This window comes from Bradyrhizobium pachyrhizi (assembly GCF_001189245.1).
In the GTDB taxonomy this organism is placed as follows: Bacteria; Pseudomonadota; Alphaproteobacteria; order Rhizobiales; family Xanthobacteraceae; genus Bradyrhizobium; species Bradyrhizobium pachyrhizi.
Genome location: NZ_LFIQ01000090.1, coordinates 42,188 through 66,939, shown reverse-complemented (window position 1 = coordinate 66,939; position 24,752 = coordinate 42,188). Strand labels below are relative to the sequence as shown.

General features: G+C 60.9%; 16 protein-coding genes. 6 read left to right on the top strand and 10 right to left on the bottom strand.

Annotated elements, in window-relative coordinates:
- Positions 1-98: 98 nt before the first annotated feature.
- From AKL29_RS21975 to AKL29_RS21950, 6 genes are all read right to left on the bottom strand, one after another.
- Positions 99-620, bottom strand: coding sequence for a DUF3455 domain-containing protein (locus tag AKL29_RS21975; protein ID WP_050385602.1), 522 nt, complete (start codon positions 618-620; stop codon positions 99-101).
- A 64-nt stretch (positions 621-684) separates the two neighbouring features.
- Positions 685-2,136, bottom strand: coding sequence for an HlyD family type I secretion periplasmic adaptor subunit (locus tag AKL29_RS21970; RefSeq protein ID WP_050385601.1), 1,452 nt, complete (start codon positions 2,134-2,136; stop codon positions 685-687).
- Positions 2,123-4,264: a type I secretion system permease/ATPase gene (locus tag AKL29_RS21965; RefSeq protein ID WP_050385600.1), complete on the bottom strand. Its 2,142-nt coding sequence runs from the start codon at positions 4,262-4,264 to the stop codon at positions 2,123-2,125. Before AKL29_RS21965 ends, AKL29_RS21970 begins: the two co-directional genes overlap by 14 nt.
- A 25-nt stretch (positions 4,265-4,289) precedes the next feature.
- A complete protein-coding gene (locus tag AKL29_RS21960) occupies positions 4,290-5,885 on the bottom strand; it encodes a calcium-binding protein (protein ID WP_082190658.1) in 1,596 nt (531 codons plus the stop codon).
- A gap of 155 nt (positions 5,886-6,040) precedes the next feature.
- A complete protein-coding gene (locus AKL29_RS21955; protein WP_050385598.1) occupies positions 6,041-8,521 on the bottom strand; it encodes a two-component system VirA-like sensor kinase in 2,481 nt (826 codons plus the stop codon).
- Positions 8,518-9,495, bottom strand: a complete 978-nt coding sequence (locus AKL29_RS21950; RefSeq protein WP_082190657.1) for a cytochrome-c peroxidase — start codon at positions 9,493-9,495, stop codon at positions 8,518-8,520. Before AKL29_RS21950 ends, AKL29_RS21955 begins: the two co-directional genes overlap by 4 nt.
- A 35-nt stretch (positions 9,496-9,530) precedes the next feature.
- Here AKL29_RS21950 and AKL29_RS21945 point away from each other — a divergent pair, with 35 nt between their 5' ends.
- Positions 9,531-10,295 carry a response regulator gene (locus tag AKL29_RS21945; RefSeq protein ID WP_050385597.1) on the top strand — a complete coding sequence of 255 codons (765 nt, stop codon included), beginning with the start codon at positions 9,531-9,533 and terminating at the stop codon, positions 10,293-10,295.
- A 757-nt stretch (positions 10,296-11,052) separates the two neighbouring features.
- Here the strand turns inward: AKL29_RS21945 and AKL29_RS21935 are convergent.
- On the bottom strand, positions 11,053-12,306 hold the full coding sequence (locus AKL29_RS21935) for a Spy/CpxP family protein refolding chaperone (protein ID WP_050385595.1): 1,254 nt from the start codon (positions 12,304-12,306) through the stop codon (positions 11,053-11,055).
- A gap of 1,047 nt (positions 12,307-13,353) precedes the next feature.
- Here AKL29_RS21935 and AKL29_RS21930 point away from each other — a divergent pair.
- From AKL29_RS21930 to AKL29_RS45325, 4 genes are all read left to right on the top strand, one after another.
- A complete protein-coding gene (locus tag AKL29_RS21930; RefSeq protein ID WP_050385594.1) occupies positions 13,354-15,852 on the top strand; it encodes an autotransporter outer membrane beta-barrel domain-containing protein in 2,499 nt (832 codons plus the stop codon).
- Positions 15,853-16,330: 478 nt separating this feature from the next.
- Positions 16,331-16,579: a patatin-like phospholipase family protein gene (locus AKL29_RS45335; protein WP_244482285.1), complete on the top strand. Its 249-nt coding sequence runs from the start codon at positions 16,331-16,333 to the stop codon at positions 16,577-16,579.
- A 5-nt stretch (positions 16,580-16,584) separates the two neighbouring features.
- Positions 16,585-17,142, top strand: coding sequence for a hypothetical protein (locus tag AKL29_RS45330; RefSeq protein ID WP_244482284.1), 558 nt, complete (start codon positions 16,585-16,587; stop codon positions 17,140-17,142).
- Between the two features lie 82 nt (positions 17,143-17,224).
- A complete protein-coding gene (locus tag AKL29_RS45325) occupies positions 17,225-17,638 on the top strand; it encodes a hypothetical protein (protein ID WP_244482283.1) in 414 nt (137 codons plus the stop codon).
- 68 nt (positions 17,639-17,706) lie between these two features.
- Here AKL29_RS45325 and AKL29_RS21920 read toward each other — a convergent pair whose 3' ends face one another.
- Positions 17,707-21,066: an AAA family ATPase gene (locus tag AKL29_RS21920; protein ID WP_050385593.1), complete on the bottom strand. Its 3,360-nt coding sequence runs from the start codon at positions 21,064-21,066 to the stop codon at positions 17,707-17,709.
- A 241-nt stretch (positions 21,067-21,307) separates the two neighbouring features.
- Entirely contained in the window at positions 21,308-21,733 is a 426-nt protein-coding gene (locus AKL29_RS21915) for a YybH family protein (RefSeq protein WP_028337662.1), read from the bottom strand.
- Positions 21,734-22,668: 935 nt separating this feature from the next.
- Between AKL29_RS21915 and AKL29_RS40950 the strand changes: the two genes are divergently transcribed.
- Positions 22,669-22,866 (top strand): hypothetical protein, encoded by a 198-nt coding sequence (locus AKL29_RS40950; RefSeq protein WP_080667310.1) that lies wholly within the window; start codon positions 22,669-22,671, stop codon positions 22,864-22,866.
- Between the two features lie 617 nt (positions 22,867-23,483).
- On the opposite strand, the gene nagA is transcribed toward AKL29_RS40950, so the two are convergent.
- Positions 23,484-24,638, bottom strand: coding sequence for an N-acetylglucosamine-6-phosphate deacetylase (gene nagA / locus AKL29_RS21910; RefSeq protein ID WP_244482282.1), 1,155 nt, complete (start codon positions 24,636-24,638; stop codon positions 23,484-23,486).
- Positions 24,639-24,752: the final 114 nt, after the last annotated feature.

Below are 24,752 nucleotides of genomic sequence, written 5' to 3'. Positions count from 1 at the left end.
GAAAAACAACCCCATGCAAAGTAGCCGGCGCGGTCGATGCTTTGAGCGAAGCCGACCTTCGACGCTGTCACCTTGGTGTCCCAAGCGCACATGCGACCCTAATCGCTCCTGCGCAGAAACAAGTAGTCCGCAGCATACGGGATGCTGAGGTATGCGCCGGCGCCTTCGCACGGTCCCCGCGCCATTCCGCCTTTGGTATTGATTCGCAAAACAGTTGCCGCATCGAACAGGATGCCCTTGTTGCGGCGGTCCACGACTTCGATTTCCAGCCACGGAATGTCGCTCGTGGTAGCAGCTGGCATGCTCGCGACCACCCTGCCCTTCACTCCGCTGCCGTCGATGTGGTCCCAACTTGGCCCGGAGTAGTGCCGACCAATCGATTGTCCGTCAACCATGAGCGTAGCGATCGGTTCGCGAAACTGCCATGTCAGGGCCTGAACCTGCGATGCCGGCATCGAGGTGTCTGGTTTGCACTCGTAAATCTGGGCGCCTTCAGCGTGAAGGGTAGCGATGATCCTATTCTTGTCCAACGCCAACAGCGGTTCCGCCAACGCCTTGACAACGAGAACAACAGAAACAAGCGAGACCGTGCCATGCAAAACTTTCGAAGAGATCTTCATCGGCCTTTTGGCTTCAAGTGATTCAATCCAAGTGGTCGGAGCTCAAGCGAAGTACTTTCCGGGCTTAACGCTCACGGAGCGCTTCCTGGCGGTAGCGACGCAAGGGCGAAAGCAGGTAGCTCAGGATGTTCCGCGATCCGGTCTTGATCTCGACCGTCACGGCCATGCCGGGTGACAGTCTGACGATCCTGCCTTCGACCTGCATCCAGTCGCGATCAAGCGAAATGCGCGCGGCGTAGTTCAGTTGCTGTCCCTTCGGCTCACTGGTCTCGTTCGGAGATCTCGGCGCCGGGTCACCGGGGCGCTGTTGTTCGCGGTCGCTGATCAGTGCGTCCTGTGAAACTGAAAGAACCTCGCCATGCAGGAGGCCGTAGCGCGTGAAATTGAAGGTGTCGACCTTGATCTCGGCGTCTTGTCCAGCGTGCACAAAGCCGATGTCGCTGTTCGGCACCATCGCCTCGATCTCCAGCCGGCTGTCACTCGGCACGATCACGAGCAGAGGCTGCGCCGGCGTGACCACGCCGCCGACCGTGTGGATCGCTAGCTGCTGTACCACGCCATCAACGGGAGCGGTGAGCAGTTGAAGTTTCATCCGCTGTTCGGCCTTGATCAGGTCCTGGGTGAGGCCGTTCGCCTTCTGCTCCGCCTTGGCAAGTTCGTCGGAGATCGTGCGCCGATATTCCGCTACCGCTTGACCACGCGTTTCGCGAATCGCGGCAATCGCGGCCTCCGTCTCTCGCAGGTGGCTATTCTGAACGCCGAACTCCTCCTGCTGCTCGACCAGCAGCTGCAACACCTCGAAATAGCTGAGCTTCGAACCCAATTCCTTGTCCACAAGCGTCTTGCGAATGTCGACGCGTGACTGGATGACCGGAAGGATCGTTTCGAGCTTGTGGATCGTCGCTGCGATCGTGGCCTGCTCGGCTTCCTTCTGCGCTTGTTGACGGACGAGCGCAGCAATCTTGGCGCGATGCTCGGTCACCTGGTTCAGCAGGAGCTGACGCTGAATTCCGATCAGTTCCGGATCTGCGCCGGCGGGGGCCTTGAATTCGGCGAGCGGATCATCGCCAGCGCCGAGCGCCGCCCGCAGCCGCGCGATATTGAGCCGCTCGGCCAAGAGGTCGCTACGCAGGCGATCGCGCTCGGCCCCGTTGGCCGTCGGATCGAGTTCGATCAGAACGTCACCGGCCTTAACCGTCATCCCGTCTTGCCCCCGGATCACACGCACAACCCCGGTCTCGAACGGCTGGATGACTTTGACCCTGCCTCCCGGCAGGATCTTACCAGTCGCCGACGCAACGATGTCGACCGTGCCCCACCAGGCCCAGCCTAGCGCCGCACAGAACAACACAATAATGGCGGCGCTAATCGCACGGCCGATTGGTGAGGGCGGCGTTTCCACGATTTCGAGCGCGGCCGGCAGAAATGCCAGTTCTTCGAGGCGGCGCCGCGCATTGGAATGCGGGACGACGCGTCGCGCGACCCGGGCAGCGATCGCCTGTTCAGCCGGCTTCATGGAGTCCCCCTTGCAGCCGGTGCAACGATGCATAGCGGCCGCCGCTCTTGATGAGCACGTCGTGGCTGCCATCCTCGACAAGGCGGCCGCGATCAAGCGTCACAATGCGGTCTGCCGTGCGAACAGTTGAAAGCCGGTGCGCGATCACCAGCACCGTGCGCCCGCTAGCGATCGCCCTCATATTCTGCTGAATGATACGCTCGCTCTCATAGTCGAGGGCGCTGGTGGCCTCGTCAAAGATCAGGATGCGTGGATCGTTGACGAGCGCGCGCGCGATCGCGACGCGCTGGCGCTGGCCGCCCGACAGCGTGGATCCACGCTCGCCGACCACGGTGTCATACCCCTCGGCAAGCTCGAGGATGAACTCGTGAGCACCGGCGAGCCGAGCGGCGGCGACGATGCGCTCCATCGGCATCGTCGGGTCTGCGAGCGCGATATTGTCGCGCACCGAGCGGTTGAACAGCACGTTCTCCTGCAGGACCACGCCGATCTGACGGCGCAACCAGGCGGGATCGGCCATTGCGATATCCATTCCATCCACCAGCACCCGTCCGCGCTCCGGGACGTAGAGGCGCTGGACCAGCTTTGTGATCGTGCTCTTACCGGACCCGGAGGGGCCGACGATGCCAACCGTCTGGCCGGCCGGGACGTCGAAGCAGATATCGTGCAGGACCTCCTGGCCGTCGACGCGGTAGCGGAACGAGACGTGGTCGAACTCGATATCGCCGCGGATCGCCGGCAGCCGTGCACGTCCGGCCGCATAGGTCGGCTCCGCGGTCGTATTGAGGATATCGCCTAGCCGCGCTATCGAGAGCCGCGCCTGGTGGAAGTCCTGCCAAAGCTGGGCGAGCCGCAGGACCGGCGCGCTCACCCTTCCCGCCAGGAGATTGAAGGCGACGAGTTCGCCGACGGTGAGGCTGCCGTCGATCACGAGCCTCGCGCCGCAATACAGGATGCCGGCCGTAGCGATCTTGTTCACCAGCTGGACCGTCTGGCTCGCGCTGTTGCCAAGGCTCAGGACCCGGAAGCTTGCGGTAACGTAGCCGGCGAGCTGCTCCTCCCAGCGGCGCTGCATCTGCGGCTCAACCGCCATGGCCTTGAGCGTCTCGATTCCGGTCACGCTCTCGACCAGGAAGGCCTGGTTCTCGGCACCGCGCCGGAACTTCTCGTCGAGGCGCCGCCGAAACAGCGGCGTCGCCCCCGCCGAGATCGCGATATAGAACGGGAAGGAAGCCAGCACGATCCAGCTGAGGAGCGGTGAGTAGAGAAACATCACCGCCACAAAGACGAAAGTGAACAGGAGATCGATGACCAGTGTAAGCGCCGAGCTGGTGAGGAAATTTCGGATGTTCTCCAGCTCGCGCACCCGCGCGACCGAATCGCCGACACGCCGCGCCTGGAAATAGGCCATTGGCAAAGCCAGTAGGTGGCGAAAGAGACGCGCCCCGAGTTCGACGTCGATGCGATTGGTCGTGTGCGCGAACAGATACGTCCGGAGGATTGCCAGGACGGTCTCGAACACCGAGACGGTGACCAATCCAAGAACGAGGACGTCGAGGGTGCTCAGGGAGCGATGCACCAGCACCTTGTCAATGACGACCTGGAAGAACAGCGGTGAGACCAGCCCCAGCAGTTGCAGGAAGAACGAGGCGAGCAGGACCTCGCTCAGAAGACGACGATATTTGTGGATTGCCGCCAGGAACCAGGTGATGTTGAACGTCCGGGTGACGTCCGCCAATCCGGCACGGCGGGTCATCAGGATCAGACCGCCGTCCCAGATCGCCAGAAGCTCGTCCCGCGTCATCAAGATGGGCCGGCGCTGCAGCGGCGAATGGACCAGGACTTTTTCCTCGTCAGCCTTGGCGAGCAGCAGGAACCCGCCATCGCGCAGGGGAGCAATGGCGGGCAGCGGTGTGCTCGCAAGCCGCAACCAGTCGGTCCGGCAGACCCGCGCCTTGAGTCCGAGATCCCTGGCGCACCGGAGCATCTCCGGTGCGCCTATCTTGTCCGTTCCCAGCCGATGCGCGATTTGTCCGGCATCGGCCGCGACGCCCTGGAGATGCAGCAGCGTCACTAGCGCTTCGAGACCAGGATCGGCCGGCTTTGCGGCGCTGGCTTCGGTGCTCATTGGTTTTCTCCAGGGCGACGGTCGGTCAGGCGTGGGGGTGCGCCAGCAATGGCTGCTGGGCGGACGGTGGATCGGCAACCGGCGTTGCACCTTGACCGCCACCCGCCGACACGAAGCTCGAGGCCATGAACTGGCTGAGCAGGGCGGCATTCGGACCGGTCGCCGCGAGCGAGTTGAGCACGGTGTTCGAACCGGGGCCGCCATCCAGGGAATCATGTCCCCCGAGGCCGATCAGCACGTCGTCTCCCGCCCCGCCGGCCAGCGTGTCATTGCCGGGGCTGCCGATCAGAACGTCGTTGCCATCATCACCATGGGCGACGAGCTGCATACCGCTCAGCCCAGCGCCCACGACGACGTCGTCCCCGCCAAGACCGTTGACGACGATCGTATCGTTGGCGTCGAAATTGGCGATCCTCACCTCGCTGGCGAGGCCCGATATCGTCACCACGCCGTTGTCGTTGTTGATCGAGATCACGTCATCGCCGTTGGTCGCGTTGATGACGACCGTGTCGGCCACGTTGTCGGGGGCTCCGCCCACGCCGAGATTGACATTGACCAGACCGACATCGGTTCCGCTGAGATCGTTGACGGTGATGGTGTCGGCACCACCCAAGGCGTTGATGTCGATCCTCTCGGTCCCCTTGACATCCATCACAACACCGCCGATGTCGCGCGTCACCCTGGCGCGCGGACCGTTGGCGGATACAGTGAATTGCTCGACAATGTTGGCGCCGTTGAACACAAGCGTATCGCTACCCTCACCGCCCTCGACAATGTCGCTGGCGTCGCCCGGATTCCAGATGAACGTGTCATCGCCGTTGCCGAGGAGCGCCGTGTCATTGCCGCGCCCGCCGGTGATCAGATCATTTCCGTCACCGCCGAGCAGCCTGTCGTTGCCGTCGCCGCCGGTGATGGTGTCATTGCCCGCTCCGCCATCGATGGTGAGCTGGATAAGGGTGGAAAGGCCGTTTCCGGCCGTGATGACGTCGTCGCCGCCATTGGCATTGACAACAAGGCTCTCCGTGGTGCCGATGTCGACGGAGAACGGACCCGGGGTGATGCGATCGAAACGCACGCGAGCCCCGTTGGCGGTGATGGTAAAAGTCTCCGAGCCGTTGCCGCCATTGACCTCGGCAGTGTCATTGCCATCGCCGCCTTCCATCAGGTCGGTACCGTCGCCCGGATTCCAGATCATGCGATCGTTGCCGGCCTCGCCGAACATCTGGTCGTCGCCGGCGCCGCCGGTCAGCGTGTCGTCGCCCGAGCCGCCGAACAACAGGTCGTTACCGCCTTTGCCGAGGAGCGTATCATTGCCCGAGCCGCCGAAGAGCTGATCGTTGCCGGAACCGCCCTTCAACACGTCGTTGCCCGCGCCACCGAACATCAGGGCGGCCGGCAGCGGGCCATTTGCCTCGTCGAGCGCGATCGTGTCGTCGCCGCCCTGGCCGAACATCTGAATCTGTGACGTGTTGGCAACCGTCGAGGTGCCGCCCAGGACGCGTACGGCCCCGCCGTTAACGAGGACGTTGCCGGCCGCATCGCGGCTGGCGATGATCGTGTTGTTGAGGTTGTCGCCGAACACTGTCAGCTGGCGGGCGCGAAAGAAAGCTGTAGTAGCCATGATGATGATCCTTTCGAAAAATCGATAGTCAGCGCATTTGCGCGCGCTTGCTTGCTCTGTTCGCGTCCGCGGCAATCTGCGCACGCGCGTACAAAGTTGAGCCGCCAGAGTGGCCGCTCCCCGCTACGAAAGGATTTCAGGCGATGGTTATCGTGTTACAATTGTAACGTGCCGGACCTGCGAAGGCTACGCGCCAGCGCTGCTGCGAGTTCGCTGCTTGTCAATGGCCAGCGCAGCACCTCGGAAATTCCAGCCTCGGTCAATGCATTGACGCTGACATCGATCGTGGAAGCGGCGGCGAGCAGCACCGGCCGGAGCGGTGCGATGCGGTGTAAAGCCCGTGCGAGGTCCAGGCTGGCGTGGGTCTGCGCCCCCTGCGTGACCAGAAACACATCGAATCGATCGGGCTCGGAACGGCATGCTCCGAGTGCATCGTCTCCCTGCTCGAACCCCACCGGTTCGTATCCGAGTGCAGCGAGCCTTTCTTCGTCCTGCAGGAGGTGGTCTGACTCGCTCTCGACGATCATCACCGTCTCGCCGCGCCCGAGCGGGAGTGATGGCTGCCCGGCCGTTGCAGCGCTGTCTGCCGCCAGCGCCGGCAGACATATCTCAAAGCGGCTTCCGCGTCCGGGCTCGCTTTGCACATCGATGGCTCCTTCATGATCACGCACGATCTCGCGAACGGTTGCGAGACCGAGGCCGGTGCCTCCCAATCGGGTCGTGAAAAACGGCTCGAATATTCGGCGCGCCACACGCTTGTCGAATCCACGTCCGCTGTCGCTGACGGCAATGCATGCATAGCGGCCCCGCGAGAGTTCACCGTCGCTCATTCGAAGGAACGTGGTCACTTCGCGGTGCACCGCGGTCACGCGAATGCAACCGCCGTCCGCCATCGCCTGCGCGGCATTGGTGCATAGATTGATAATGACCTGCTGCAGCTGCGCTGGCTGGCCCGATACCGCGAGGTCGGGCGAAACCTCGTCGAAGACGAGCTCGACGCCGGAGGGAAACGAGGCGCGCAGAAGTGACGCTGCCTCGTCCAGGAGCATGCGCACCTGCACCGGACGGGTGAGTGTATCGGTCCGTCGTCCGAATGTGAGGATGTTGTCGACCAGGTCGCGGCCGCGCTCCGCCGCCCGCCGTATTTCCTCAATATGCCGGGTCGGCTTGCTGCCACGCGTGAGATGCGGCTCAATCATCTCCGAGTAGCCAACAATCGCGCCAATGATATTGTTGAAGTTGTGTGCAATTCCGCTTGCGAGCGACCCGACCATTTGCATTCGACGCGCCCGTTCCAGCCGCACCGTGAGTTTCGCCTTGTCGCGCTCGAGAAATTCACGTTCGACCGCATTGGCCACCGCGTCACCTGCGAGTCGCACAATCGGCGCCGGATAGTTCCAGTTTCGTATCGGTTTAGAGTAGTCAAAGCCCATGATGCTTCGGATCAGCCGACCGGGTCGGACGAGAGGCACGCTGACCCATGCGCGTGCGCCGGCCTTCGTCAACGCTTCCTTGACTGGACCAGGTGGTAGCGCGGCAATATCCGTAACGGCGACGTTGTCCGGCTCAGCCACGCCGAGCTGTTCGGACAATCCCAGTGCCCGTTGGGGCCAGCCCGGTGGAAACGCCTCTCCGGACCTCGACCAGGTATGCACGCGAACCGGATTTTCGCCAAGCACTACGTAGGCGCGATCAGCGTTAATCAAACGACCGAACTCGCCCAACACTTGCTTCAGCCGCTCGGTAGCTTCGGCCGGCGAGCAATTGATGAGGCTCGTCGAATTCTCGGCTATGACATGCTCAAGGGCTGCTCGCGTTCGCAACGCGATAGCACGGGCACGCAGCCGCAGGCCGAGAAGCGCGAGCATGATGAGCAGTAGCAGTGATACCAGGTACAGAAGCAGCCGGAAACGCTGTTCGCCGGCTTCAACCACGGAGCGATGGCGGGCAAACAGCACGCGGGTCTCTTCGAGGGGTTGTGCGTCGGGTATGGCAGTGAAGGTTCGGAGGGTTTCATCGACGGCGGGCAGCAAATCATGCAGCAAGCGAGTGTGCGCTAGCATTGCGCGAGCTGTGTCCGCGTCTGGCCCGGCCGTGGGGGCCAGCGCAGCGAACAGGTCGATGCGATCCTGGAGCGCCTTGACGGCAACCGACGATCTGTCGCGCGCGAGGTAGAGGACCGCGGCCGCCAGCGCACTCATCGCCGGCGCGAGTTGAGCGTCGTGGCTACGGGAAGCCGGATCGGTGCTCACGAGAGCGACAAAGGACAGCGAGTTTTGCAGGAGAGCATTGTTGGTCTTGAACAGCTCCATCAGGTCTTCCTGCTGGGCGACCGACGCTTCGAGCCTGTCAACCGGCCGCGTATCAAGTCCCTCGGCTTGAGCGTAGGACCGAAGCTGGGCCACCGCGACCCGCATCGCCTGCACGGCGCCGGAAAAACTGTCGTAGTCGCGAAGCAGGCCCGCGCGCGCCTGGAGAACGTCGCGATGAAGTGAGGTTTCGGCCAGCGCGTAGTCGTCGAACGCGCGAAGTGCCATGGCGTATTTGGGTGCGTTCGTATCGATTCCTCGCAGCAGTAACCAAGTCAGGAGCGCGAGCAGCAGCGTGAACCCGAGGCCAACGGGGAGGAATTTCATCGGGGGATGCCGCCGTTGCGTGGAGTGACGGCGGCCGGCCTCAAAGCCTGGCCTCGATAGCTGCCAGTCAGCGTGTTGAGGAAGGCAACGATGCCCGCGATCTGTTGATCCGTGAGCACACGGTCGAGCTGAGCGAAGCCCATGATCCTTACCGCTTCCGGCAAGGTGGCAGCACTGCCGTCATGAAAATACGGTGCTGTGGTCGCAACATTTCGCAAGCTGGGTACGCGAAGCAAGACGGGTTCTGGTGAACCCAACGGATGAAAAATGCCGTGTCGCTGAAATAGATTGCCTCCAACGTTAACACCTTGGTGACAGGTAATGCAGCCAAGTGACTTGAAGTCCTGATAGCCGGCCAGCTCCTCGGGAGTAATAGCGTCGGCTTCTCCTGCAACCCACCGGTCGAACCGGCTACCTGGCGTGACCAGCGACCGTTCGTACGTCGCGATTGCATCAAGGACGCTGGTGCGGTCGGGCTCTATCCCATAAGCGGCACGAAATTCTCGCACCATCTCCGGATCGGCGCGAAGCTTGCTCACGACTTCGTCAACACTCGATGCCATGATCGCAAAATTGCCGAGGCTGCTCTCGACTCCTTCCTCGAGCGAACGGAAATTCCCCTCCCAGTTCAAACGAAAATTCAAGCTTGCATTGAAGACCGTCGGCGTATTGAGCGCCATCGGTTGCCCCTCGGGCGCGTCGCGGGTATTGGCGGAAGCGCCGTTGGTCGCTATATCGTGGCATGACGTGCAGCTATGTGTATCGCCATGGGATAGCCGCCGGTCGCGAAACAATCGCTCGCCAAGAAGAACCCGTTGTGGGTCCTGAACCGGCGCGACCGGAATTGGCGTGATCGGCTCACGATCGGTGTGAGCGTGGAGGGCTGGTGATTGAGCGGCCGCTATCGAGTCAGTGGTCAGACAAAAAAGGGCCAGCAGGATATGCGCCGTCTTGCTTGTTTTTGCAGTGGTCATTGTCGCAGCTGGCATCGTTGAAGGGACTGGATGCAATGAACGCTTCATCGTTGATTGAACACGGGCCCTGCGGAAGCGTTGATCGCCAAGTGTGCGTTCTCCTTGTGGAGGACGATCTTGCCTTGCAGCGCATGATCCTAAACTATTTTGAGGAGAACGGCATCCATACCCTGACGGCAACCAGTCGTGAGGAAATGGTCCATCAACTTGATGGCAACGAGGTCAATCTGGTGATCCTCGATCTTCGGCTGGGTCTGGAGGATGGGCTGGATCTGCTGCGCGAAGTGCGGTTGAACTCCGATGTACCTGTAATCATTATCACCGGCCACCGCCGCGACGACATCGACCGGGTGGTTGGGCTCGAACTCGGCGCCGACGACTACCTGACTAAGCCATTCAATCTGCGCGAGCTACTCGCGCGCGTACGTGCGGTCCTCCGGCGGTTCGATGCCGGACGAACGGCACCGCCGCGAAATCCAGAACGTGGCCGTTTTCGCTTTGCTGGTTGGCAACTCGACCTCAGGATTCGGCAACTTACGGATCCCACCGGCCTGCCAGTAGCCTTGACCAAGGGTGAGTACGCAATGTTGCTCGCCTTCCTGGAGGCGCCGCAGCGGCCACTCAGTCGTGAGCAACTGCTGCATGCTACTCGCGTTCACGAGGATGTTTTTGATCGTAGCATTGACGTGCAAATTCTCCGCCTTCGGCGCAAGCTTGAGCGCGATCCTAGCGCACCGCGCATGATTCAAACCGAGCGCGGCGTCGGATATGTATTCGCCGTTCCCGTCGATCGCCTCTAGTCTCGATCTAGGTCGCGGTAAGAAAGACGGTGACCAGTGACTTGGTCGACTGCTACGCTGGCAAGTCGGTGGTCTTTCGCACCCTCATCCGATACGGAAGCGTGTTGCGTACTCGCCAAGAACTGCCCTCCGGACTGCACCAGTTTCGCACCGGAAACGACCCGACTGGAACGCAACAAACGCGATCGAACGCAAACATAACCGCGGGAAAATCAACAAGGCCGGTCGATCTCCCGCCGCTCATAACGGTCTAGTTGCAGGTTCGAGTCCTGCCGGGCCCACCAAGAAGATCAGTATCTTACTGGGTCCTGGTTGCCCGCAGCCAGAAACCGCACCAGATACGTGCTGTTTTCGTTCACACGAAAGTTCGCATCGGCGTCAGGCAAGCTCACCTGCTGATGAGTGGACGCGACAGTGCCACCCACGATCCTCGCCTTCGGCCGACGGAGAGGCACGGACAGAAGCAGTCTCTCCCTTTGGCGGTGAAGTCGGCTATCTCCGGCAAAGCGGAAGTCAGCCATGACGCCAATCTAGTCCGCTAAGGGCCAATAAGCGACATCCAAAGGGGTTCAGTTGATCACGTGCGCGCCTCGAAGATCATGTTGGACGACGCCTCGGTCGCGCGTTGGAACTGCTTAGAGCCCGCCCCTATCGCGCATGCTCGCATGTCCAGCCCTTCTTAACGGATGACTAGCAAATGCGACAGGCGACGCGAAGTGTTGCCTTAGCCGATCAGCGCCGCTTGTGGATGGAATAATCACACGCCCCGCTTCTTCGGACCGAGCCCCTCGAATTGCGTCTTCTGCTCGTCACTCAGGTTCCAACGGAAATCGTCGACCGCGTCGTTCACGCTCATGATCGCCTCTCGCATCGCTTCCAACCGCGCCTTTATGGCATTAAGGCGGCCCGGCGGGGTGAGCGCGTCCTTTGGCGGGCATGCGTTTAAGGCTTCCATGGTGCCCATCGTGGTGTCCTGCACCACTTCGAGCGCGGCGCGTTGGGTATCGGTCAGTTTCAGGCTGGCAGCGATGTCGTCGAGGGGCCATTGCTGGGCGACGAGCTGGCGGTATTGCTTTTCGGCCTGTTGCTCGTCCTGCGGTTCGCGGCTCGCCTGGCAGGCGGCGTCCTGCATCTCCTTCAGCTTCGCGGCCGCAGAGTTAGCGCGGCGGTCGCGTTCGGGCGTGTTGAGCCGCGCCTTCTGCTCATCACTTAGGAGATCGTAGAATTTTTGAAATGGCGGCTGAATGGCCGCAACTGCGCTCAGCATCGCGTTGACGCGGCTCTGCATAGCAGCGAACCGCTCCGGCGCGGTGGTTGCGGCCTGTGCTGGACAGGAGGCGCGGATGGTGTCGCCGGCCGAAATCCAGGCGCTCGCGAGCTCGTCGAAGGCTGCGCGCTGCGCCTCGTTCGCCGCGACCACCCGGCCAATCCGCTCGAGGGGAAGGCCGGTCGTCTCGGCCGTATCGCCGCCACAGAGCTCCTGCACGGAGGGCGCTTTGCGATGCCGCCTCCCGGCGGGGCGCTCGGCCGCAAACGCTGAGAGATCGCTTGCAGCATAGGGCGAGAAGATCGCGGCGTAGAGATCGCCGTAGCCATAGGCCCAGAAGCCGCTGCCATCATTGAGAAGCGCGTAGTCATAGAGATCGCTATAGGCGAACGGCCAGAAGAGCGGACCGACCCAGCCGTATGAACCGTCGGAGTGCTGCCACCAGCCTTGCGCAGCTCGGCCGCCCTGCCAGCCGGCCAGCGCCGCGACGGCAGTGAGCTGAGCGCGCTCAGTCGGGCGGATCGACTCGGCGGCGGGGCGAAGATCTTGCGGTCCTAAAGCAGCCATTCGGACGTGGCTGTGGTGCGCCGCCATCCGCGCGTGGCGGAGACCTGCGACCGACAGCATGCCGGCCATCGCGAAGCGCGCGACGCTCACGGGGCCGCCAACGCGCAGGCGGAAGCCCGCCTCGGCCGCGCTCGGCAGCGCTCCCAGAACGACCAGTGCAACGCCGGCAGCAGCCATTCCAAGGTCGGACTTTGACATGATCTCTCCCTTGGCTTCCCTCCTTGGCGGCCAGCATCGCGTCATGACTATGACTCGCTGCGAAACCGAAAGTTCCTCCGCCGTCTTCATTCGGGTGAACCTGCGGTCAGGTCACGATGTCAAACCAGCGAAATTACAGCGTGGAATTCGGCCGACGTTCATGCTGCTGCCCTTGGTTTAGCTAAATTCAATATGGGGCGCGCTGTCGAGACCGAAGATCATATACTCGAGGCCTTCCATCTCTCCCCTCGCGACGTTGACGCCTACCGGTGGATGCGTTTTGCGGGCGTGGCCAAGCTACAGCTCGGTTCGGACGCCGAGGCCGTCAGTTGGCTACGAAGAAGCACTGACGCGAACCGCAATCATCCTCTCGCTCATTTGGCGCTCGCCGCTGCCTTGGGCTTGACCGGCGCGCTAGATGAGCGAACCGCTGCAACAGCGGGGACTTGCACTCAACTCCGGGTTCACCATCCGTCGCTTGCTCGCTGCGCAACAAGGCGACAATCCGATTTACCTTGCTGGGTCGAGCGCTTCTGTAAGGGTACGTGCGCCTCACCGCCGTGCCAGAGGGGTGATGGTCCGCTTCGGGTCAAAGGCGCCGTTTTAGCAATCAGTCGGGTACTTCCGGTCTACCCCAATGAACGGACATCTTCAGAGCCGGTCGCCATATCTCAAAGGTGCCACTTCTAGGATTCGCAGCATGCCTCGGAAGTAGACGTTCGCGTTACGCGGACCGGCCGCGACACCACCTGTTGTCATGCCCTGCCGCAGGACATCGCCGCTGGTGGCAGATATGCGCCACTCACGATGAACATGCTGCCGCCCGGCGCCCGCGCTTGAACTCCTAAGCCGTCCCTGCCGGCCAAGCTGGAGACCCAGCTTGCGTACTTTCAAGATTCCGCTCTACACTCTTAGAGTGTATGGACACGCTAACGTATTCACAAGTTGCGTCTCGCAATTAACGGGACATTAACCTGCGGGTCAAGCGCGTACCGTGGCCTTGTCGGACAGGAGTGGACCAGCCCCATGTGGAACGACCCCATCAAGAGCACGCCTTCGATCATCCAGACCGATTTCGGGCCCTTCGGGCAGAGCCTGCCGGGGGACGGTGAAGCCTATTGCGGCCCGACGTCGATGGTCATGGGCCTTTACTGGCTGTCGGCAAACGGCTTCACGCAGGTTGCTCCTGTGGTCTACAACGGCGAGAACGACCCCGTGGCGATCAACCTGGAAAGGGTGGTCGCGGGCTTGATGCGGACGTCGAGCGAGAGCGGCAGCTTCGTGGACGGCATGACGAGCGGGATGGCCGACTATCTGTCGGCCTGCGGAATCGGGCCTGATCTCTATAATTTGACGAGCACTTCTAATCCGGACCTTGCGTGGCTCGCCGATCGGTTGGCCCCGAACGTGTCCGAAAGTCCGCAGACGATCGTCTTGGCCAATTTCGCGGTTGGCTGGTATTCCGTTTCCCAGACGACGAAGGAATACATGGAAAATAACGGCGGTCACGTCCTCGCGCCGCTAACGGTGAACCTGACGGGCGGCACGATCACCATCAACAACGCTTTCCCCGCCTCGTTCGAGAACGTACCCAACCTCCCGTCTAGCAATCCGCAGACCGTCCAGATCGCGCAAATGCCCAGCGGATGGACGCTGGAAAATCTGCCGCTACCCTCCGAAGACTACAGCCAGGTCGTCACCGACGCGCTCACCGGGTGGGGCGTCTACGCCGTGCTCTGGCAGGGGCAAGCTTGGGCGATCTCGCCGTCGGCGCTGCCCTCGACATCCGGATATGAACCCAGCACTTGGACGATCAACCAGCCTAAGGTCATCAACACGAACGGCGGCACGCTGACCGTCGTCGCGCCGATCACCGGGCTGGGCGGCCTCCACAAATACGGCGAAGGCACGCTCCTGCTCACCAACACGAACCAGCTGATAGGACACAACACCGTAGGCGCTGGGACGCTGGCAAGTACCCGGACATCCGGCACACCATTTGGCAGCTTCAGGGTGACGGTGACGAACGGCGGAATACTCGAGCTTCGTTCGGACGGCGCGACGGTCGATGTGCAGATCGCCTCGGGATCTCTGGCGACGTTCGTCATCGGCTCTACGGGTGGCGCCTTGCAGCTTTCCGGAAGCGGCAACTATCGCGTCGTAATCGGGGGCAATGACGACGGTACTCTGACGAACATTGTCCGCAACTCCGGCGGAACTCTTGTTATCGTGCCGGGCGGCGGCATGGCCCAGCTTGGGCTGACGCAACAGGTGTTCGTGGCAGGAACGGGAGCAAACCTGCCCATCGTCATGAACGGGATCGTCGCTCCCTACATTCTCGGAGAGGACGACGACGCGGCCAGCTCGGGCAAGTTCCTGACCTATTCGCCCTCCGAGGGCTTCGCGAGCGCCGCGACCGTGTCGTCGACCGATGTCAGCATCAACGACGTTTCGGCCGATGCCGTCTATGAGGTCGTCGACAGCCAGGCGGTCGAGAGCGGCGGTGTGCCGCAGGTAGCGGCGCTCGAAGTGAACGGCGGGGCGATTACGGGCGGCGATGCGAGCATTCTGGTCGGAAGCCAGGCGAGCGGCGACGCCGCGGGCCTCATCATGAACGGCGGCAGCATCGCTACTGCGACCCTTTCGTTCGGCGCGGCAGAAGGCCTGATCTACACCAATGCTACCGGCGGTAGTTCGCAGATCGCAGCCGCCATCGAGGGATCGGCGGGCCTGACGATCTTCGGTCCCGGCACGCTGACCCTGAGTGCAGACAGCAGCGGCATGCTTTCCGGTCTGATCAGGGTCAATGGGGGTACGCTGATTGCCCGCGGTACCGGTGGATCAGCAACGGGTGCCGGCGAGGTGCTGGTATCCTACGCGGCGACGCTGGAGGTCGCCGGCACGGTGACCGGCGCGGTTGTTGTCGGCGAGTCGGGCACACTGTTCATGAATGGTGGGACGGTCTCGGGCCCGGTCACCATTGCAGCGACCGGCACCGATTCGCCTGCTCCCGGCGGCATACTACAAGGGAGCGGAACAATCAGCGGGACCACCTCCATCAGCGGCATCATCCAGTCAGGCCCGCGAGCTGGCCTAATCACGTTCACCGGCGAGACCACTATGACCGGCGACGCGAGCTTTTATTGGCGGCTGCAGAAGCTCGTGGACGATGCTGATCCCGGAGCCGGACCTGGGATCTACTGGAACGCGCTGCAGTTCAACTCGCCGGATACGAACCTCGGCACCAAGAATGCACCTCTCTGGCTCTTCCTCGACTTCAGCACCCTCGACGGGGACCCGGACGGCGGCAACGCGTTCTGGAAGAAGCCCCATACCTGGACGCTCTTTACCTACGCAGCCGATGCCGGCTACTTTTGGCCGGCGAGCGAGAACTTCTCGTACCAGTCCGGGAGCTTCAACACGGTCTTCGACAACTGGGTCGTGTCCCTGCAGTGGAAACCGGCCGCCTCGCCGCAGAGCCTCCCCGAGCGATGGCGCGCGAACGCTCGTGCGAGAAGCCGGTAACCGACCCGCGGCAACTGGATAGCCGTGCCAGTCTGCGCCCAAAATTGCGCGCGCCGGGGGACTTCCGCTTTCCCCCGATAGCGGCCACAGAGCGGATATCGCTGGATGTCTCGAACGGGCCAGAAGCGGAAGCCACAATTGGACAACATCTCCCCTACTAACATCAACGCTAAATATCTACCGTGAATTGGTTCACAAATGGGCGGGCCAGACCGCGATACGCTTGCTCGAGCTCTTGGCCGGCGTGCGCCCAGCGCGATCAGCAGGCTCGAGAAGGCGCCGAAACCTCGACGTCCACCGTTCCGTCGCACGTATCGTGTTTCGCAATGCTGCGATCAATCAGTTTTCGAGTTGGATTCAACGGCATTCGGTGCGGCCGAAAGCCCGCGGACCCATCAAACGATCAGTCTTTTAGTTTTACGCGGTTCAGAAACTTGATCAGAGAATAAGCCATGTAAAAAATTTGATGGAGCAACCAATGGTGAAGAGGGCGATTACGCTCGGCGGTGGTGGTCCGGCGGCAGGGCTGCACATTGGAGTTCTGGAAGCTCTTGCCAACGCAGGTATAACCTTTGACGTGTGGGCATTGTCCTGCATCGGCGCCTGGGTTGGGATCGTCTACAATCAGTTTGACAACGTTGACAATAAAGACAGGGCGAAACTGACCCATCAATTCTTCAAGAATGGCGTGTTTCGAGACGACGAAAGCTATAGGCGCTTCCCATAAACACGGTGTTCGGCCCGGATTGGGAAAGCATCGGCAAGGCTCTGACCAACTTCGTCGCAGATCCCAATACCTATAAGGATTTGTGGGACCCAAACAGGGGCGCGACTGCCTTCAGGGAATCCATGTCGCTCTGGTTCGCTCAACAGCCCGACACGGACGGCGGGAAGAAGTTCACGAGCCCGGATGAGGGAGACTTAAACAGATGGGTTCTTAATCAGGTGCTGGCACCAAATCCCTTCGTTCGTTATCTCACGTCAATGATGTATCTGTCCCAAGTCACCGGCCTCTCCAGGATCAACTATCCACACAGCCAGTTTATGAAGAGCATAAATTTCGACGCGCTGGGAAGACCCGAAAAGCCATTCATATTCCACAACGCCTGGAATCTCGATGAGCATAAACTCGCGTTGTTTTCCAACCGCCCAATGCCCAAGAAGGTCGATGAGAACAAGAAGGTCGACGGGAAAGAGTACAAAGTGCCTATCAGCGCATCCAGCTTATGTGCGTGTTCAGCCCTTCCCTTCGTCGAAGAAACCGTAGAGATCGACGGAGTTACCTACTGAAGGAGCACTGGTCGATACGGTCAACTTCGAGAGCTTGCTCCAGGAGCATCATAAGCCAGGCGATGAGCTGGACGAGATATAGGTGAGCAGGATCGTCGATTCAAAGCAAGTCCGCAAACCGGAAAACCTTCACGATGCCTTGGCAAATCTCTGCCAATTGTTCGCAGCGACCGTTGGCGAAGATGATGTCAAGCTCTTCAAATATCACGTGCGGTACGACAAGCCAAAATCCGGGGAGCATCCGTGGAAGGGCACAATAGTCGAGATTCATGTGCCGGGGCACATCAGTTTCAAATGGAACCACAGCAACCTGGACAGCGGGAGAAAGTTGGGAAGGATCGCTGCTGAACAAGCAATCAAGGCATACTACGAACACGGAAAACGTCCGCCGCATGACGGGCCACATTTCATAAATGAGAATCCTGCGAAAAACGATGAGGCGGGATGGCGAGAGGTAAAGGAGGCATATCACGAATGTCGAAGGCGGGCTGCGTAACGGCAAGGTAAAACAGCCTTGAGACCGACCTGCTGAGCCAAGCTCCAATATCCGCAGTCCAGGCGGAATTACCGCAGTCGGTCGAGTAATGCCTTTGCCTGCTTCAAATCCTGCGTTTCAAGACCCTCGACGAACCAGCCATAGATGGGCACGAGCTGGTCGAGCGCTTCGCTGGTTCTGTCCTGATCGATCCACAAGTTGGCGAGGTCTACTGCTACTCGAAGTTCAAGGGCCTTGGCGCGTTGGCTTTTTGCAGTTGTCAATGCGTGATCGAGCAGTGATCGTGCATCGGTGCTGGCCTCCGGTGCATCGCGGACGAGCAATACGCGCGCTTTCAATCGATACAGCTCGGCCTCAAATATCCGTTCGCTATTGCGGGCGGTTGTAGCGAGACCCTGCTCAATCAGTTCGAGCGCAGCTTCGCTTTGATGGCTCGACAACAAAGCCGCACTCAGGAGCACATAGAGTGCTGTGATGCCAAGCTGATAGCCCGCGCCGCGATATTCGTTCATCGCCGTGCGGATTTCCTCGAGCGCAGCGGACGAAGGATCAAGGAAGGTGGCGCTTATCCCCCGGATGGCGCGAGCCAATCCTCGCCACTGCCGGAATCCGAGTTCTTCCGACAAGGCGAGACAACGATCGGCATAGCGGTGTGCCTTTCGGAAGTCACCCCGAAGAGCGTGGAGAATGGATGCATAATAGCATCCATAGGCCTGCGAATGCGGATGACTGATGACGTCGGCACGCTGAAGGGCGGCATTTACACGCGCGAGTGCCGTATCAGCACGGCCCTGCAGCCAGAGCGCCCATGACATCAGAGCCAGGTCGGCCACACCCGCATCCTGGCCGGCAGCACGCGCCGCCAATCTGTCATGCTCGCTGCTCGCTTCGAACGCTTCGAAGGCCCGTTCGATCACCTCCTGGGCATCTACGAGATTTCCCATGAAAAGGCGTATCATCCCCTGCCCACGCATCGCGTTGAGCAACGTTGGTCGATCGCCCCGACCCTCCGCAAGATCAAGCAACACCGAGATCATTTCCTCGGCGACCGGCAACTCGCCACGAATGACGCTCGCGGTGGTCAACCAAAACATGATTTGTAGTCGCTCGGGGGGATCTCCGAGCCGCTGGCACAGCTCGCGCGCTCGCGCAAAGGTCGCCACCGCCTGGGGCGAGGCCGGCCCCTGGCTGGCAATGAGGCAGGGCCCGAGCGCGTACCGGAAATCAAGCTCCAGCCGGTCCTTAAGTGCACCGTCGGCCAAATGGGCCGAGACCTCAATGCCTTTGCGCAAGTGTGCGATCGCTTCGAGGTTGGCGGAGCGCATGGCCGCTTTCTTGCCTGCCTGGAGCCAATATTCTCCCGCCTTTTCGAACAATCCCGCCTCGGTAAGGTGGAGTGCGAGAGTCTCGGGTTGAGACTCCACAATTTCCGGGAATCGTTGCTCGAAAGCGTTGGCGACGGCGGCATGCAGCGCTGCGCGTCGGCTCTTCAGAAGTCCCGCTTCGGCAGCGTCCCGCACGAGCGCATGCTTGAAGGTGTAGACCGCCCGGGGTATCTCGCCTCGGCAGAATATCAACTCCGCCTGAACCAACTGGGCAAGCGCCTCCTCAAGCCGTTGCCTTGGCAGCTTGGCGACCACGCTCAGCAGTTCGTACGAGAACTCGCGCCCCACAACGGCGCCGATCTGAGCAACTTCCTTCACGGGGGCCAATCGGTCGAGCCTAGCCATCAGCGATGCGTTCAATGTCGTTGGAATCGCCATCGAGGGTAGCGGACCGCTGACCACGTAATGGTCGTCTCGCTCCTGCAGTAAGCCGGTTTCGAGCACCGCCTTGGTAAGTTCCTCGACGAACAGGGGCACGCCGTCGGTGCGAGCGAGGATTTGGTCCAAGACCTCCTCCGGGAGCGTCTTGCCTGCCGTGACGCGCTCGATCAATGCCGCCCCGTTGCGTCGGTTCAGCCGTGTAAGCGAGACGGTCGTCACATGTGCATGACCAGGCCAGGGCGGCGTGAACTCTGGTCTCGCGGTGATGAGCAGCAGCACTCGGAGTCGTGGCACCTTCTCCAGTGTAATCGTGAGCAGCTCCATCGAAGTCGGGTCCGACCAATGGGCATCCTCAAAGATGATGAATACTGGCTGCCGCGCAGCCAACGCTTCGAGCTGAGCCGAGAATGCCGCCAACGTCATCTCCTTGCGTTTCTGCGGACTGAGCTCGGGCAGCTGGTAACGATCACTGATCGGCAGCGACAGAAGGTTTGCTAGAGCCGGCACCACACGATCTGCGTCGGCGCCAGACCGCAACAGCAGAGCTTCAAGCTTGGCAAACTTCTCCGTCGGCGCTTCGCCTCTTTCGAACCGGGCAGCACGTTCGAGATTGTCGATGAACGGATACAACGCACTGTTGGTATGGTGCGCCGAGCAGAAATGGCGGACCGTAATGTGTGGTTCGGCTTGGAGCCGCTCCTGAAGCGCCAGCGCGATGTGCGACTTACCGATACCTGGCTCGCCAGTTAGAACCACTACGCAACCTTCGCCCGAAGAGGCATGCTGCCAGCGCCGCAACAGCAGCTCGATCTCCTCGTCTCGCCCGATCAAGGGCGTCAATCGGGTCCTGTGCTGAGCCTCAAAGCGGCTTTCCACTCCAGTCGTCCCGAGCACCTGCCAGGCAGGTATTGGCTCGGCCCATCCTTTCAGCGCGATGGAGCCAAGATCGCAGTATTCGAAATATCCTTCGGTGAGCTGGCGCGTACTCTCGGAGATCAGCACCGTACCGGGCTCGGCGGACTGCTGCAGACGAGCAGCCAGATTCGGTGTCTCACCGATCACCGCCTGCTCCTTGGCGGCGCCTTCGCCGATCAGATCGCCCACGACGACCATACCGGTAGCGATGCCAACGCGAACCTGCAGCTTGGTGCCGATATCTGCCTGAAGGTTGGCCACGGCATCGACCAGTGACAGCCCCGCGCGTGTCGCCTGCTCGGCATCGTCCTCGTGCGCCAGGGGGTAGCCGAAATAGGCAAGCACGCCATCCCCCATGTAGCGCGCGATAACGCCCTCACTCCGGGCGATAACCTCAGCGATGCAGGCGTGATAGTCGCCGATTATCGAGCGCAAGTCCTCCGGGTCCAGCCGGGCCGAAAGTGCGGACGAGCCCACCAGATCGCAAAACATGACCGTGATTTGGCGCCGCTCGGCGCTGTCTCGCGGCGCTGGTTTGGCAGCCGCTTGGTCCGATTCAGCGACATCATCCTCAAGTGCCGCAATCGCGCGCAGCATCTTGCGTCGGTGCCCAAGCAGGACGCCGAGGTCCTTGAGGTCCTGCTCCGTGAGATCGCCGACGACCGAGAGGTCGATGGCGTTCTCTGCGAAACGATCGGCGTACTCTCCCAAACCGATCGATGCCAGCCACTCTGCAATACCTGTCATGGTATACCTATGGCCAATAGGGATATGAGTAGCATATTGCAGAGACCTGCGAAGGCACATCTGCAAATGGAAGCACCGATCGCGAGACATCTCAGCCAGTTTAACACATTGGCTCCGGCGAAAGGTGGGCACTGCCAAGCGATGCCATGAGGCCCCGATCGCGCGCGCGCCTTCGACCGTGCAATAGCCAACTCAACGTAAAGCCGCGTTTGGCGCGAAGCACAGCTATGAACAGAGATGCCTAGTTGCCCTCGTTCCAGATGTCGGTGGTCAGCTTCCAATCATCGTCGACCTTCTCCCAAACCACGACATACTTTCCAGTCACATCCTTCGGTGTCGGTCCCTTGGTCTTGAGGGCGAACGTCCCAATCTCGCGCGCCGCGGATGGGCCAAGGGGCTTAACGTCAAGGGTTGCGAGCTTCGGATCGCCAACTTGTTCCGCCATGCTTTTCCACATTGCCTCGATGGCTGATCGGCCGTGCACCATCGCAGAACCTGGCGGGAATGCGGTCGCATCCGTGCTGTAGAGTGACGCAACTCCAGAGAAGTCGCCCTTGTTGAACAATTCAATCCATTTCGCATTGATGGCCTCGATCTCGGCTTTTTGAGCCAAAGCCGGTGCGGTAAACGAGATCACGAATGCAATCATCAAGGCTATGCTACGCATGATCATCTCCAAATATGTTCGATGCGAATGCAGGGCGGACGTTGACTTGACAAGAAGCGGATGCGTTGAATGAGGCATCCCAGACCGGGTCGGCGCGCCAGCAATTCCGGGGAATTACCGTCAGCAACATTGACTAACCAGCGCTGCGCGCCTCACCAGCGACCTGAGCGGTTTTGATCCCAATGAGATTGCGAACGATCCGATGCGTGCTGGGCTCGAGCTGGTCGAGGATCTAGAAGAAAAGAAATGTGGGACCGCTACGCAGGAGGCAGCGCCACCATCCTGCAACCGCCTGCGCATAGCGCTGGCACGTTTGAGGCAGTCACGGCGCCTCACCAAGCGCTGATGTCGGCTTCGGGTCCAAAAACTGACGGTGTCCCAAGAGACGATTGCCGCCTATCGCTCGACAAGCAGACATGTAGCTTAGCACTAAGTCCCTTTTCGCTGTCGCTCAGAGGTACCAGTGGGCGCATCTCGTGCGTTATGGTAGCAAATGCTTCGCGCACCAATTCTCGAGCCGGATGCTTGGCCAATGTGAAGCCCATAGCGACGACGTATCGCTTTAGGATTATGGTGCGCTCGGAGGGCGTTCGCATCTGCTGCAATTTCAGTCGCCTATCCCAACGATGAAGAGCCAAAGGTTCATATCAGCCTTGTAGGAGCGTTTCAGCTGCCATTGCCGCCCCAGGACCCTACGTCCGGAACGTAATCAGCGACCGAAACAATCAACAAGAGCAATGAAACTCGATCCTGATTGACCACCTTTATCGCTGTTTGTTCACGGGGTTTCGGTGCAGGATAGCGACCGCGCCGATTGGCGCCATGTGGCTCAAAGCGCTTGGTGTCGAAGATCCTCGAGCCGACCGTGGGCCGAGCTGATAGGATCGAAAGCTAGCTCCGCGCGTTGACTAGTTAGCCCAAATGGGAGGTCAACAATGGCTAAAGACCGAGACCGACGGGCGCCGACGGCCGCGGAACGCGAAGCAAACAAGGCATTCAAAACGGTCAGGCCGAAGGATGCTATGACGGATTACGCCAAAGCGCAAAAAGCGATCCACGATAATCGAGAGCGCCTAAAGGCCGAACGGCTGGCGCGGGAGGCTGAAGCGGCCAACCGCACAAGAGCGGGCTAAGCGTCCCATGTGGATGATCACGGAGGATCAAAGTTTGTGGAGGGTGAAATGGCCCTACACTTCCGCCGAGTCGATACTGAACTGGAGATATGGATCGCAAGCAGCGACGACTATTCATTCGTCATCAGCAACGAGAGCCGGAGTGGACCTGGATTGCATGGAGAGCCGGGCTTTGTTGCATCATATCGCCCCGACTTTCTGAATATGCCAGCGGCTCACGTATCCGGGTCTCCCTTCAGTTCGTTCGCTGAAGCCGAGCGGGCCTGCAATGCGTTCCTGGGGCGCCTCATCATTAAGGGATGACTACCGTTATCAGCCCTTCACCTTCGCTCGGCGGTGATGACGACGCGATCGGCCGGCTAGGAACGTGGCCGCGTCTTCCGTAGTTGCCATTGGCGCGAATAAACAACGGAGGGAAGCGCGATGGGACGAGGTGTTTTGCTTTGGCTTTTGGGCGTACCAATTCCTGTGATCATCCTGCTGTGGTTGTTCTTCGGGCACTGACTAGGGCGTAATTGCCGGGCGACGTGCACCACGCAGTCTACTGGCGCAGATAACTCGTCAGGCCCCTGTCAGGTTTGGCGCTCACACTCCCCCCGCTTGGGCTGGTTGCGCATCTAACCCCGCTCGGAAGCGTTGTTCGCCTCACCCATCGAACCGACACCGCCTATCCATGTGCCGACGACCTCAAAGTTCGGATTAAAGGCGACAAGATCCGCGCGGTATCCGGGCGCGATCCGTCCAAGCTCGGACCCAAGGCCCAGAAATGCCGCGGGCGTCCGGGAAGCCATGATAAGAGCATCGACAAGGGAGATTCCGATGAGCGCAACAGCGTTGCGCACCGCCTCGATCATGGTGAGGTGAGCGCCCGCGAGCGTGCCATCCCGGTCAGTCAGGCGATTGTCGTGCAACGTGATCTCCCTTCCCTGTAGCAGGAATTGCCGGTCGCTCGTGCCCGCCAATGGCATGGCATCGGTAACCAGTGTCAATCGATCGCGTCCCTTGCAGCGCAAGGCAACACGCAAGCAGGCGCGGTCAACGTGGATGCCGTCGCAGATGATCCCTGCAAACAACCGGTCATCTCCCAGCGCGGCACCCACCAAGCCGGGCTCTCGGGCGGTTAACTGCGACATGGCATTGAACAGATGGGTCACCCCCGAGACGCCGCGATCGACCGCCTGCCCGATTTCGGCTGCGGTGGCGTCGCTGTGGCCGGCCGCGATACGCAATCCGGCGCCGATCAATTCATCGATCATGGACGCGGGCACGCATTCCGGTGCCAAGGTCACCATGGAGCGACCGCGGTCCCCGAAGCTTTTAATGGCGGCGAGATCGCACCGATCGGGCACGCGTATCTCGGCTTCCGGATGAATGCCCTTGCGAGACCTGTTGAGGGCCGGACCTTCCAGATGAAAGCCGAGCACGCCAGGAATTTCGAGGCACGCCTGAGCTGCTACAGCCAATCGTTCGATGACCTCGCTTCGATCGGTGATGAGGGTTGGCAAACAGCCCGTGGTGCCGGCCTTGCGGTGCGCCTCGACGATGCGGCGAACGCCGGCCTCCGTTGGCTGGTCGTTGAGAAGAACGCCGCCGCCTCCGTTCACCTGAACATCGACGAATCCGGGTGCAAGTATCGCATCCCGAGGAAGGTGGATCGAGGCGCGCGCCTCCTCGGTAATGCCTTCGATCCGCCCCTCCGATATCCTGACCGACCCCGGCCCGCGCATGTCGGCACCATCAAAGATGTGCTGCGCTGCAATCGAGAAAACCACGGAAGACCCAGCTTGGCCCATAAGTGCTGATCCGAGAATGGCAATCACGGACTCGTGAGGCGAGTCCCGTGCTGTACAGGTCCTTATATGTACACAACGGGCTTGGGGGACCCG